Annotated in this window: 12 protein-coding genes; 3 read left to right on the forward strand and 9 right to left on the reverse strand. The window is 66.6% G+C overall.

Annotated elements, in window-relative coordinates:
* Positions 1-569: 569 nt before the first annotated feature.
* The 8 genes from AC6LKD_RS31230 to AC6LKD_RS31265 form a co-directional block, all read right to left on the reverse strand.
* Entirely contained in the window at positions 570-1553 is a 984-nt protein-coding gene (locus AC6LKD_RS31230) for an ABC transporter ATP-binding protein (protein WP_498118424.1), read from the reverse strand.
* Positions 1543-2577, reverse strand: a complete 1035-nt coding sequence (locus AC6LKD_RS31235; RefSeq protein ID WP_498118425.1) for an ABC transporter ATP-binding protein — start codon at positions 2575-2577, stop codon at positions 1543-1545. The genes AC6LKD_RS31230 and AC6LKD_RS31235 overlap by 11 nt, the downstream gene beginning before the upstream one ends.
* Positions 2574-4064 (reverse strand): amidohydrolase family protein, encoded by a 1491-nt coding sequence (locus AC6LKD_RS31240; protein ID WP_498118426.1) that lies wholly within the window; start codon positions 4062-4064, stop codon positions 2574-2576. The genes AC6LKD_RS31235 and AC6LKD_RS31240 overlap by 4 nt, the downstream gene beginning before the upstream one ends.
* Entirely contained in the window at positions 4061-5254 is a 1194-nt protein-coding gene (locus AC6LKD_RS31245; protein ID WP_498118427.1) for an amidohydrolase family protein, read from the reverse strand. The genes AC6LKD_RS31240 and AC6LKD_RS31245 overlap by 4 nt, the downstream gene beginning before the upstream one ends.
* A gap of 24 nt (positions 5255-5278) precedes the next feature.
* Positions 5279-6226, reverse strand: a complete 948-nt coding sequence (locus AC6LKD_RS31250; protein ID WP_013392640.1) for an ABC transporter permease — start codon at positions 6224-6226, stop codon at positions 5279-5281.
* Complete coding sequence (locus AC6LKD_RS31255; protein ID WP_454693953.1) at positions 6216-7208, reverse strand: ABC transporter permease; 993 nt, start codon at positions 7206-7208, stop codon at positions 6216-6218. The genes AC6LKD_RS31250 and AC6LKD_RS31255 overlap by 11 nt, the downstream gene beginning before the upstream one ends.
* 62 nt (positions 7209-7270) lie before the next feature.
* Positions 7271-8848 carry an ABC transporter substrate-binding protein gene (locus AC6LKD_RS31260; RefSeq protein WP_498118428.1) on the reverse strand — a complete coding sequence of 526 codons (1578 nt, stop codon included), beginning with the start codon at positions 8846-8848 and terminating at the stop codon, positions 7271-7273.
* Positions 8849-8922: 74 nt separating this feature from the next.
* Positions 8923-9678, reverse strand: a complete 756-nt coding sequence (locus AC6LKD_RS31265) for an aspartate/glutamate racemase family protein (protein ID WP_207466421.1) — start codon at positions 9676-9678, stop codon at positions 8923-8925.
* Between the two features lie 249 nt (positions 9679-9927).
* On the opposite strand from AC6LKD_RS31265, the gene AC6LKD_RS31270 reads away from it, so the two are divergent.
* Positions 9928-10647: a GntR family transcriptional regulator gene (locus tag AC6LKD_RS31270; protein WP_492274650.1), complete on the forward strand. Its 720-nt coding sequence runs from the start codon at positions 9928-9930 to the stop codon at positions 10645-10647.
* Positions 10648-10725: 78 nt separating this feature from the next.
* Here AC6LKD_RS31270 and AC6LKD_RS31275 read toward each other — a convergent pair whose 3' ends face one another.
* Entirely contained in the window at positions 10726-11016 is a 291-nt protein-coding gene (locus tag AC6LKD_RS31275) for a DUF3579 domain-containing protein (RefSeq protein ID WP_013392635.1), read from the reverse strand.
* A gap of 219 nt (positions 11017-11235) precedes the next feature.
* On the opposite strand from AC6LKD_RS31275, the gene AC6LKD_RS31280 reads away from it, so the two are divergent.
* On the forward strand, positions 11236-12417 hold the full coding sequence (locus AC6LKD_RS31280) for an aspartate aminotransferase family protein (RefSeq protein ID WP_498118429.1): 1182 nt from the start codon (positions 11236-11238) through the stop codon (positions 12415-12417).
* 58 nt (positions 12418-12475) lie between these two features.
* The gene (gene argF, locus AC6LKD_RS31285; protein WP_041655333.1) at positions 12476-13417 is read left to right on the forward strand and encodes an ornithine carbamoyltransferase; all 942 of its coding nucleotides are present in this window, start codon (positions 12476-12478) and stop codon (positions 13415-13417) included.
* Positions 13418-13436: the final 19 nt, after the last annotated feature.

The raw sequence follows: 13436 nt of genomic DNA on the forward strand, positions 1-13436 counted from the left end.
GCTAGTGACTCCGGCATTGGGGGTATGGGCGGTGATGGGTGGCGCGCGGCGCGCAGCCGCTTGCGCATCCAGATCCGTTCGCGCGCGCCACCCATCCGGCGGCGGAGTTGAAATGACGATGTTGGCCGATCTGTGTTCATTGGCGTCGCAGTTGAAATGCCAATTGTTCGCCAACTGCGTATGGGCATCCGAATGAAGCCACCAACAGCGCGCAGCGCCATCACAAATCGCAAGACACCGCGTAAGCCCCACGAGGCCGCCCGGGCGGCCGGCATGGGGCGGGCCCCGCAAGACCCGCCCTCCCACCACTGATCGTGGAAAAAATGCCAAGAACTCTGTCCGCCCCCGCTGACGTCAAGTTTCAACTGCCAGAGCCAGCTGCGCCGTGGGCCTGGGGCGAGCGGGGCGTCGATAAGCCCGAGGGAATCTGAAGGAAAGGCCGCAGGCCTGGACGAAGATGACGACGGGGCAGTCCGGAGCGAACGCTCCGGACCGCAATCGTTGCCCCGCTCGCCCCAGGCCCACGGCGCGGCTGGCGTCTTAAGAACCAACGCCGCCCAGCCATAGCTTCAAGCAGCCTGAACCACATCCCAGGTCACCGCATGACACCGCAGCTGCCGTCCGCCAACGCTAGCGACCACCGGAGCCTCCACCCTGCACTGCTCCCGCGCCATCGAACACCGAGGATGAAACGTGCACCCCGACGGCGGCGAAATAGGATTCGGCACCTCGCCCCCCATCGGCTCCCGATCCCGCCGCGGATCATCCAGGTCCGGAATCGTATCCAGCAGCATCCGCGTATATGGATGCTGTGGCGAGTCGAACAACTGATCGGCCGGCGCCTGCTCCACGATGCGCCCCAGGTACATCACCGCGACGCTGTCCGACACATGCCGCACCACCGACAGGTTATGGCTGATGAAGACATAGGTCAGCCCGAACTCCTTTTGCAGGTCGCCCATCAGGTTCAGGATCTGCGCCTGCACCGACACGTCCAGCGCCGAAGTCGGCTCGTCGCACACCAGGAACTCCGCCTCCGTCGCCAGCGCCCGTGCGATCGAAATCCGTTGGCGCTGGCCGCCAGAGAACTCGTGCGGAAAGCGCCCCGCGTCGCTGGCGGACAGGCCTACCAGTTCCAACAGCTCGTCCACCCGGCGCCGCGTCTCGGCGGGCGTGGCGCGCAGGCCCAGCGTGGTGATCGGCTCGGCCACGATATTGCCCACGCGCCAGCGCGGATTCAGGCTGGCATAGGGGTCCTGGAAAATCATCTGCGGATGCAGCACCCCGCCCTTGCGGTTCTGCCCATACCGCAGCGTTCCGCGCGTCGGCGCCACCAGGCCCACCAGCAGCTTGGCCAGCGTGGACTTGCCGCAGCCCGATTCGCCCACGATGCTCAGGGTCGTACCGCGCGGCACTGACAGCGAGACCCCGTCCACGGCTTTCAGGGTCTGCTCGGGCTGGCGCGACAGCGTGCGTTCCAGCCAGGGCGGCGACACGTCGAACCAACAGGCCAGGTCTTCGGCCCGCAACAACACATCATCGTTACGCGGCATGGGCGACTCCTCCTTGATGCAGCCAGCAGGCGCTGACGGTGGCGCCGGCCGGGGATGGGGCCAACGGCGGACGCTGCTGGCCGCAGCGCGGTCCGGCCATGGCGCAGCGCGGATGGAACGCACAGCCGTCTGGCATGGCGTGCAGGCGCGGCATGGCGCCGTCGATCTGGTTCAGCCGGGCCGCGCGCTGGCGCAGGCCCGGAATCGCATTCATCAGGCCCTGCGTGTACGGGTGGCCCGGGCGGCGCAGCACATCCAGCACCGGTCCGATCTCGACAATGCGGCCGGCGTACATCACCGCGACGCGGTCAGCGGTCTCGGCGATCACGCCCATGTCGTGCGTCACCAGCAGCACCGAGGTGCCCTGCTCGCGGCACAGGCGGCGCAAGAGTGCGGTGATCTGCGCCTGCACCGACACGTCCAGCGCCGTGGTGGGCTCGTCGGCGATGATGAGCGCCGGCCTGGCCGCCAGGGCCAGCGCGATCACCACGCGCTGGCGCATGCCGCCAGAGAACTGGTGCGGATAGTGGTCGATGCGCTTGTCCGCCGCCGGGATACCCACCGCCAGCAACAGTTCCAGCGCCCGCTGGCGCGCCGCCTGCGCCGTCACCTTGTCATGATGGCGGATCGTTTCGACCAGTTGGTCGCCCACGCTGAACAGCGGATGCAGGCTGGTCAGCGGATCCTGGAAGATCGCGCCGATCTCCTTGCCGCGCAAGCGCTGGCGCGCCTTGGGCGGCAGATTGTCGATGCGCCTGCCCGCCAGATGGATCTCGCCGCCGCCCAGCCGGCCGGGCGGCTCCAGCAGGCCGATCACCGCCATGCCGGTCAGCGACTTGCCGGCGCCGGATTCGCCGACCATGCCCAGGATCTCACCCGGATGGATGTCGAAACTGATGTCGCGCGTGGCGACCAGGACGCCGTGGCGCGTGGGGAATTCGACCGACAGGCCGCGCACGGACAGGGTCGGCGCGGTGTTGGTGGCGACCAGCGGCTGCGCGGTGTTGGGAACGATGGCCATCATGACGGACTCCTTGCGGGACGCGGATAGCTGGAGGAGAAAATCTGCTCGGCCGGCGGATGGCCCCAGGTGCGGTCGGGGTAACGGGCCACCAGCCCGTCGAACTGCGTCTGCGCCTGCTCCTGCGCCAGGCGCGCGTCGAAGCCGGGAATGCGGCCGTCCACCATGACGAAGCGGCCGTCGATTACCACCTGCGACACGTCGCGCCCGCTACCGCTCACCATCAGCGTCTGTATGGGATCGATCAGTTGGCCGTTACGGTCGTGCGAAAAATCGAAGACCACGATGTCGGCCTTGGCGCCCACGGCCAGCCGGCCCAGGTCCCGCCGGCCCAGCGCGTCCGCGCCGCCCACCGTGGCGGCGTCGTAGTAGTCTTCAGAGCGGACCGCCTCGGTCGAGCCATCGGCCACGCGGCACAGCATCATGCCCACCTGCATGTTCAACACCATGTCCGGCGGCCAGGTGTCCGTGCCCATGCCGATGTTCACGCCCAGCTTGCGGTAGCGCGCAAACGATTCCAGCGTGGCGCCGTGGCGTCCCGACACCAGCGGGCAATGCACGATGCTGGCGCCAGAATCCCGGATGATCTCCAGGTCGCGTCCCGGCCGGTCGATATGGCGCGAGCCCGACACATAGGTGCCGTGCGGCAGCAGCGCGCGCTCGGACAGGAAGTCCAGGCTTTGCAGCCATTCCGGCGGGCTCATGCCGTGCTGTTCCAGCACCAGGTCGTACTCCAGGCGCGACTGGCAGCAATGCAGCCGGATCGGCATGTCCCGTTCGCGCGCCGCGGCTGCGGAGGCGCGCAGCAGCGCCGGCGTGCAGGTCTCGATGCGGTCGGGCGACAGCATGGCGCGCACTCGGCCGTTGTGCCGGCCTTCGATCTCGTCGCAGAAGGCCAAGGCTTCGGCCAGGCCCGCCAGGCCGCGCGCCTCGTCGTAGTGGCAGCGGATCTTGCCCGCAGCGTCCACATAGGTGTGGCCGCTGCGATAGGCCGGCCCCAGGTAGACGCGCAGGCCCAGTTCGCCGGCCGCGTTGGCGGCCGACAGGAATTCATCGCGGGTCTCGCCCCACACCCGGTAGAACAGCGAAGCGATCGGCAGCGCCGTCGTGATGCCGTTGCGTATCAGTTGGGCGAAGGCGTAGCGCTTCTGGAACGCCAGTTCGGCCGCCGTGTACATCTCGTACGGCCCCTGCTTCATATAGCTCTCGGGCCAGATGCGGCCCTTCTTCCAGGCCGGCGAATTGTCGAAGCCCAGGATGGTCGTGTCCAGGTCGGACAACGCATCCAGGTCCACGAAGCCCGGGCCGATCAACGCCCGGCCGTAGTCGCGGCGCTGCGCCACCGGCCCCGGGTAGCGGTGGCCGACGTAGACGATGCGATCGCCCTCGAACACCACCTCGCCGTTCTCGTACAGGCAATGGCGGCCATTCTCGTGGCCCACCACCCAGCGGGCGGTCAGCAAGATGGGACCTTGCGGCGCGCTCATCATGGCGCCTCCGCCAGCGCGCGGCCGTCGCGGGCAACCACGCGTCCGTTCTTGACGACCAGCTTGCGCACCGGGCGCGAGACGATGGCTTCGGCCACCGTCTCGGCGTCCACCAGCACGAAGTCGGCGCGGCAGCCCGGCGCGAGGCCGTAATCGGACAGGCCCATGACCTGCGCATTGCCATAGGTCGCCACGTGCAGCGCCAGATCCAGCTCGTCGTCGCGGCGGAAGTTGTTGCGCAGGCCCACCAGCATGGTCCGCTCCAGCATGTCGGGCTTGCCGTAAGGGCCCCAGGTGTCGCGCATGCCGTCGTTGCCCGTGCAGACCGTGACGCCGGCCGCGTGCAGCTTCGCCACATTGGGCACCGGTCGCGAGGCCGAGCCCGTGGTCATGATGTGCACGCCGGCCTTCAACAAACCTTCGGTCAAGGCCTGCACTGCGTACGTGTCCGGCATGCCCAGGCAGAAGGAATGCGACAGCGTGACCTTGCCCTGCATGCCCAGCGCCAGCACCCGGTCTATGGTCATCTGCATCGAGAACGCGCCGAGTTCGCCCGCTTCGTGCAGATGAATGTCGATGGGTTTTCCATGCCGCTGCGCCAGCCCGAAGATGGCGTCCAGATGCCCCTTGGGATCGCGGTCCATGCCGGCCGGATCCAGTCCGCCCACCACTTCCGCGCCCATCCGCAGGGCCTCATCCATCAGTTCCAGCGTGCCGGGCCGGATCAACAGCCCGCTCTGCGGGAACGCGACGATCTCCACGTCGATCTGGTCGCGGTACTGTTCGCGCGCACGCATCACGCCTTCGATCGCCCCCAGCCCGATGTCCGTGTCCACGTCCACATGGCTGCGGATGTGGCTGGTGCCGTCGCCGATCGACATCACCAATTGACGGGCCGACTGGCGGTACGGGTCGATGTCCAGGCGCTTCTTCTCGGCGCGCTCGTTCTCGATCTTGTCGATCAGGCGCGGGCCTACCTCGTTGCGGTACCAGGGCATGCCGTACATGGTCTTGTCCAGGTGTGCATGGGCGTCGATCAGGCCCGGCAGCATCAGCGCGCCGCCTCCGTCCACGATCTCCACCCCGGCGGGCGCCGGTCCGCCCAGCGCCTGGATGCGGCCGTCGCGCACCAGCACCGAGGTCAGCTCGCCGCCTGCCGGACGGACTTGGGTATACAGCGTTGCGTTTTCCATGGTTCTACTCTTGTCGGTTTGCGTTCAGCGCAGACGGGGATTCAGGGCGTCGCGCAGCCAATCGCCCAGCAGGTTCACCACCAGCACGATCAGGCTCAGGTACAGCGCGGGAAACACCACCACCCACCACTGCCCCGAAAACAGGAACTGGTTGCCCAGCCGGATCAGCGTGCCCAGCGAAGGCTCGGTAGGCGGCATGCCCACCCCCAGGAAGCTGAGCGTGGCCTCGATCAGGATCGCCAGGCCCAGGTTCAGGGTGGCGGTCACCATGACCGGCGTCAGCGTGTTGGGCAGGATGTGCGTCAGCATGATGCGCAGCGAGCTCACCCGGATCAGGCGCGCCGCCTGCACGTATTCCTTGCCGCGCTCCACCAGGGCCGAAGCCCGCACCGTGCGCGCGTACTGCACCCAGTTGGTCATCGAGATGGCCAGGATCAGGATCACCGCCGACAGGGTTTCGCGCATGCCGGGCGGCAGCAGCTGGCGGAATACCGCCGTCACCAGGATCGCGACCAGAATGGTCGGGATGCTCAGCAGCGTGTCGCCCAGGCGCATCAGCGCATTGTCGACCCAGCCGCCGAAATAGCCCGCCGCCAGCCCCACCAGCAGGCCGATGGCCAGGGACAGCACCACCGTCGCCAGCCCGATCACCAGCGACATGCGCGAGCCGTACAGGATGGCGGACCAGACATCGCGGCCCTGCGTGTCCGTGCCCAGCAGGAATTGCGGGTCAGAGCCGGCCTCCCAGACCGGCGGCAGCTCCGCGTTCAACAAGTCCAGCTGCGCCAGGTCGTAGGGATTCTGCGGCGCGATCCAGGGCGCGAACACGGCCAGCAGCACCACCGCCAGCAGCACGATTCCCGCGCCCATGGCCACGTAGTCCTGCCGCAGGCTCCACCACAGATCGCTGCGCAGGAAACGGGCCAGCCAGCCCTGGCCCTGCCCCGTTGCGGAAAATGGCTTAGTGAGCATTGGCGCCTCCCTTGACGTGCTGGCTGCGCAGGCGCGGGTCGACCACGCCGTACATCATGTCCACCAGCGTGTTCAGCGCCACGAAGATGAAGGACACGATCACCAGATAGGCGGCCATGACGGGAATGTCCACGAACATGACCGATTGGATGAACAGCAGCCCCATGCCGGGCCACTGGAAGACCGTTTCGGTGATCAGCGCAAAGGCGATCAGGTTGCCGATCTGCATGCCGGTCACGGTGATCACCGGCATCAGGCAGTTGCGCAGGGCCAGCCGGAAATGCACCACCCGGTCCGGCAGGCCGCGCGCGCGGGCGAACTTGATGAACTCGGTGCGCAGCGTCTCCAGCATTTCGGCCCGCACCAGGCGCATGATCAGCGTGATCTGGAACAGCGCCAGCGTGATGGACGGCAGCACCAGCGCGGCGCGCCCGGATGGCGTGAGCAGGCCGGTGGTCCACCAGCCTATCTTCACCGTGTCGCCGCGCCCGAAGCCCGGCAGCCAGCCCAGCTGCACCGAGAAGATCAGGATCAGCATGATCCCCACCACGAAGCTCGGCAGCGAGATGCCCAGGATGGAAACGAACTGCAGCGTTTGCGCCAGGCGCGACTTGCGGTAGATGGCCGTCAGCACGCCCAGCGGCACGCCGATGACCAGCGACAGCAAGGTCGCCATCAGGACCAGTTCGAACGTGGCCGGAAAGCGCTCGGCCACCAGCGCGAACACGTCCTGCTGGTTGCGGTAGGAAATGCCGAACTCGCCCTGCGCCGCGTTGGTCACGAAGTGCACGAACTGCATGCCCACCGAAGCATTCAGCCCCAAGCGCTCGCGCAACTCGTCGCGCTGCGTCTGCGAGGCCTGCTCGTTGAGCATCATGTCGACGGGGTCGCCGACGAACCGGAAAATCACGAAGGCCAGCAGCGCCACCGCCAGCATGACGCCGACCGCGTTGAAGACCCTTCTTACTATGAACGCCAGCATATGCGGCTCCCCTTCAGACCTCTGTCATTCCCAGGACCGCCGGCGGGCGACGGTCCGCGGCCTCATTGCATGCGCACAGTCCACAGGCGCGCCTTGTTGTCCGGCATCTGCAGCACCTCGCCCACGTTCTTGCCCACGGCCCAGGCCATCGGCTGCTGGTGCAGCGGCAGGAAGCGCGCGTCGTCATGCAGCGTCTGCAGCACGTCGGCCATCATCTGCACCCGCTTGGGGCGATCCATTTCGGCCGCCGCGGCGTCGATCCTGGCGTCCAGCGCCGGATCGCCCCACTGGCCCCAGTTGAAGACGCCGGCCGGGCCGCTGCGGCTGTGCATCACCTGCAGCAGGATGGACAGCGCGTCGATCTGCGGCTCGTTGGCCCAGCCGTGGATGGTGATGTCGAACTCGCCGCGCGAGCGCTTGGGGTTCTGCAGCGAACGCGGGCCGCTGGCCAACGAAGCCTTCACGCCGATCCGCGCCCACATGGAGGCGGCGGCCTGGCAGATTTCCTCTTCATTGACGAACATGTCGTTCGAACACAGCAGCGACACCGTGAATCCGTCCGGGTAGCCGGCCTCGGCCAAGAGCTTCTTGGCGCGCGCGGCGTCGAACGGCAGGCGCTCTTCCTGCTTGGGCTCGTAGCCCGGGATGGACGGCGCCACCAGCGCCCCCGTGGTGCGCGACAGGCCGCGCATCACGCGCTTCTGGATCAGTTCCGGCGACAGCGCCATGTACAGCGCCTGGCGCACTTTCAAATCCTTCAGCGGATTCTTGTCAGTGATGTTGGAGCCGACCAGCTTGTCGCCCAGGTTGAAGCCGAAGTACAGGGTGCGCAACTCGGTCGAGGCCAGCACCTTGACGTTGGACGCCGCGCGCAGCCGGTCCAGATCCTGCAGCGGCGCGTTCTCGGTGAAATTGATGTCACCCGACAGCAGCGCTGCCACCCGGGTGGGCGCGGACGCGATCGGCGTGAATTCGATTCGGTCCAGGTTGTGCTGCGGCTTGTCCCACCAGCCGGGGTTGACCACCAGCACGGTGCGCGTGTCCGGGCGGTACGACTCCACCTTGAAGGGACCCGTGCCGTTGGCGTTGTGGGTGGCGTAGCCTTCGATCTTCTTGGCGGCGTCGGTGGGCTTCAGGCTGTTGTTGTCCACCAGCCACTGGCGGTTGAAGATGAAGATATTGGTCAGGTCATTGAGCATCAGCGGATACGGATGCGTCATTTCGATCTCGACCGTGTAGTCGTCCACCTTGCGCACCGCCTTGAAGGCCGGCAGATTGCCCTTCAAGGGCGAGGCCTCATCCGAGACCCGGGTCATCGACGCCACCACATCGTCCGCCGAGAACGGCGCGCCGTTGTGGAACTTCACCCCTTTGCGCAGATGAAAGCGCAACACCGTGGGCGACGGGGTCTCCCAGGATTCCGCCAATGCGGGCGTGATGTTGAACTTGTCGTCATAGCGGATCAGCGCTTCGTACACATGGTTCAGGAACGCCAGATTGAAGGTGCTGCCGTACGAGTACGGATCCAGCGAATCCAGGTCCCGCGCCGCGCCCCACTTCAGCGTGTTGGCGGCGCTGGCCCCCGTGATGGCCGACAGCGCGATCACGGCGCCCGCGGTCCACTTGAGCAAAGTCTTCATGGCTGCAACTCTCCCTTGTGTATCGGTCTGAACTCGCCGGGGTCGTGCCCGGCGCGGTGGGTAAGACGAAAAAACTAGGAGTGCGCGTCCGGGCGGATCAGCGACAGCCGCTGCGCGCGCTCCAGGGACGCCAGCGCCAGCGCCTGGGCCAGGGCGGCGCGGTAGGAATCGATGATGGGCACGGCCGGCAGGCGCGGCAGGCTGGGCAGGTAGCCCGCCAGCGCGGCCCCCGCCACGATCACGACGTCCGCGCCCTGCGCCACGGCCGCGTCGAGCGCCCGGCTGACCTGCAGCGCCGACTCGGCCGAACGCGACACGTAGTCCAGGGCATTGCCCGGCAAGGCCAGAATGCCGGCGCAGCGGGACTCCAGCCCCAGTTGGCGGATCTGTTCGCGCAGCATGCCGGGCCAACGCTGCCCCACAGTCACGATGGCGTAGCGGTCGCCGCGCTGCATGGCGCTCATGATCGAGGCCTCGGCCATGCCCACCACGGGCACGTCCAGGCGTTCGCGCACCGCGCCGATGCCGGGTTCACCGAAACAGGCCAGCAGACAGGCGTCGAATCCGCCGTCCGGCGTCTCGCCGGCCGCCCGCTCCACGATGTCCAGCACCGCATGGGCGGCAATGGCCGCCTCCGCGCGGCTGGCGATGTAGGCGGGGCCGAAAGCCGCGGTCACCGCATGGATGCGGACCGTATTCCCGTAAAAAGCCTCGGCCTGGCTGGCCAGGCTGGTCGTCAGGTCGGACGTGGTGTTGCCGTTGACCACCAGCAGGCGGTAAGGCGAGGAAAGGGACAGCTCGGTTGCAGCGGCCTGCGGTACAGCGGACATGGATCAGCCTTTGTTTATTTGTATACAAACAAAAAGACTGTTTTTGGACAATCTTGAATTTTTTGTATAAAAATTTGTATACGATTTATGTCGCCAATGTACTCCGCAGAGTCACGGCGGCAAGCTATCGCTAACCCTTAGCCTGCGGTGTAGTATGCTTTCCTGCACCAAGAAAAATGCGCGCCGGCAGCGCCAGCCGGACCATTCCAACACTCTGAAAAGCGCGCAGGCATAGGAGCCAACAAGAAGATGAAGTCCCTCGCGCCGCCGGCCAATGAGCCCGCCAAGAAAGACGTCAGCCGCAACGAAATCGTATACAAAAATTTGCGCATGGCCATCATCGAGCAGGCCCTGCTGCCGGGCGACAAGCTGCCCGAAGACATCATCGGCGAGCGATTCGGCGTCAGCCGGACCATCGTCCGCAGCGTCCTGACGCGCCTGTTCAGTGAAGGGCTGGTGGATCTGCGGCCGAACCGCGGCGCCGCCGTGGCCCGCCCCAGCCTGGAAGAAGCGCACGACATCTTCGAGGCGCGCCGCTGCCTGGAGCGCGACGTGGCGCGCCGGCTGCTGCAACACATCACCGAGGCGGGGCTGGCACGGCTGGAACAGCACGTGGCGCAGGAAGAAGAAGCCCGCAAGCGCAACAGCGCCAACGAATCGATCCGGCTGTCAGGCGAATTCCATATCCTGATGGCGGAGCTGTCGGGCAATGCGGTGTATGCGCGCTACGTCAACGAGATCGTGTCGCGCTGCTCGCTGATCCTGGCCCTGTATGGCCGGCCGCATTCGAGCGAATGCGCGGTCAGCGAACACATGGAGATCGTGGCGGGCCTGCGCGCGCGCGACGAGAAGCACGTGCTGCACCTGCTGGAGCACCACCTGGAATCGGTAACCGCGCGCGCGCTGCTGACCGCGGACGGCCAGGGCGTGCGCGATATCCGCAAGATCCTGGACCGCTACGGCACGTAGGGGCGCGCCCGCCCGCTGGGCGTGCGGCGTCCCCCAACGAAAAAGCGCCCGATCCGGGCGCTTTTTTGGTTGGGGAGGCTAGATTTCGCGCTCTTCCGTCTTGAGGTTGTTGTCGCGAGCGAAATCCACCACGAACTTGTACGCCAGCGGTTCCAGATCGCGCAAACGCAAATCGACCACGATCCCGCGCACGCCGTCGATCACGACGGGCAGCACATAGGGCGAATAGGTGAGGTGGTTACCGGCACAGCCGGCGGGCCGGAATTGTGCCATTACGCCGGCGAGCCGTTCCGCCCAATCGCTGGGGCGAAAGCGGCTACCGCTTTCGGTAACGCCATGAATTACGAATTGTCTGACGCGAGTTGCCATGAGTTCTTCACTACAGCGCGCCCTTCACGAAAGCCGGATCTTCGGCGTGATCAAACATGCGCCCTGCGCCGCGAATTGTATATGATTGATCCTTTGCCCTCTTTCAAAAAGCGATTCGCCTGGGAAAACGAGCTGCCGGGGCTGCCAAACCCGGCGGCATTCCACGGGAACTCCGACCGAGCTCCAGCGCAATCCGCTTCATCCACAGGAGGATCCGCGATGACCTCGCCTCTGGCCAATATCTACGCCCGGCTGCCGGTATCGTTCACGCACGGCCAGGGCGTCTGGCTGTGGGACGCCGAAGGCCGCAAGTACCTGGACGCGCTGGCCGGCATCGGGGTGTCCTGCCTGGGCCACGCCCATCCGAAACTGGTGGCCGCCATCAGCGAGCAGGCCGCGCGCGTCATCCATACCTCGAACATCTACGAAGTGCCGCAGCAGACCGAGCTGGCGGCGCGCCTGACGCAGCTGTCCGGCATGCAGGAAGTCGCGTTCAACAACAGCGGCTCCGAGGCCAACGAGGCTGCGATCAAGCTGGCCCGCTATTACGCTTACCAGCGCGGCAACAAGCACGCCCACATCATCACCATGGATTCGTCCTGGCATGGCCGCACGCTGGCCACGCTGGCGGCCACGGGCAGCGAAAAGGCGCGCAAGGGCTTCGAGCCCCTGCCCTCGGGCTTCATCCAGGTGCCCTACAACAGCGTGGACGCGGTGCGCGCCGCCGGCGACGCCGAACCGCGCGTGGCCGCCGTGCTGCTGGAGGTGCTGCAGGGCGAAGGTGGCATCCGTCCCTCCGATATTGCCTATCTCCAGGAAGTGCGCCGGCTGTGCACCGAGCGCGGCTGGTTGCTGATGATCGACGAAGTCCAGTCCGGCATCGGCCGCACCGGCAAATGGTTCGCCCACCAGTGGGCCGATATCGTGCCCGACGTCATGACCCTGGCCAAGGGCCTGGCGGGCGGCGTGCCGATCGGCGCCATGCTGGCCGCCGGCCCCGCCGCCGGCGTGCTCACGCCCGGCAGCCACGGCACCACCTTCGGCGGCGGCCCGCTGGTCTGTGCGGCCGGATTGGCCGTGCTGGACGCGCTGGAATCCGAAAAGCTGCTGGACAACGCCCACAACGTCGGCAACCACCTGCAAGCCGCCCTGGCCGACGCGCTGGCCGGCACCCAGGGTGTCACTGAAATCCGCGGCCGCGGCCTGATGCTGGGCATCGAGCTTGCCCGTCCCTGCGGCGTGCTGGCCCTGCGCGCCCTGGAGGCCGGCCTGCTCATCAACGTCACGCGCGACCGCGTCATCCGCATGTTGCCGCCGCTGATCCTCAACCGCGACGAAGCCGACCGCATCGTCGCGATCCTGGTTCCGCTCATCCAGGAATTCCTGGCCGAAACACCATAAAATCAACGTCCCGCCCGGACCATGAGCCTGGCCGGGCCCCATGACCTGCGACATCACCATGACTCCTCCCACGACTCAAAACGGCCCGTTGCGGCACTTCCTGCAGTTCAAGGACTTCTCGTCCGCCGAGATCGCCTACGTGCTGGACCGCGCGCGCCTGATCAAGGACAAGTTCAAACGCTACGAACCCCACATGCCGCTGCATGACCGCACGCTGGCGATGGTGTTCGAAAAGGCCAGCACGCGCACCCGCGTGTCGTTCGAGGCCGGCATGTACCAGATGGGCGGTTCGGTCATCAACCTGACCTCCAACGACTCGCAGCTGGGCCGCTCCGAGCCCATCGAAGACACCGCGCGCGTCATCTCGCGCATGGTCGACATCGTCATGATCCGCACCTTCGAGCAGACCCGCATCGAGCGCTTCGCCTCGCACTCGCGCGTGCCCGTGATCAACGGCCTGACCAACGAATTCCACCCTTGCCAGATCCTGGCGGACATCTTCACCTACATCGAGCACCGCGGCCCCATCGCCGGCAAGACGGTGGCCTGGGTGGGCGACGCCAACAACATGGCCTACACCTGGCTGCATGCCGCCGAAATGCTGGGCTTCACGCTGCACGTGTCGACCCCGGCCGGGTACGAGCTCGAAGCCTCGCGCATCGGCACGCCGCCGGCCACGGTGCTGCGCCAGTTCAAGGACCCCATGGAAGCCTGCAAGGGCGCGCACCTGGTCACCACCGACGTCTGGACCAGCATGGGCTATGAAGCCGAAAACGAAGAGCGCCGCGCCGCCTTCGCCGACTGGTGCGTGGACGCCGAAATGATGGCCGCCGCCGACGCCGAAGCCGTGTTCATGCACTGCCTGCCCGCCCACCGCGGCGAGGAAGTCACCGGCGAAGTGATCGACGGACCGCAAAGCGTGGTCTGGGACGAAGCCGAGAACCGCCTGCACGTGCAGAAGGCGCTGATGGAGTTCCTGCTGCTGGGCCAGATCAAGTAAGGTCCCCGCACGCAAGAAA

The organism is Achromobacter sp. D7-1 (assembly GCF_059760445.1).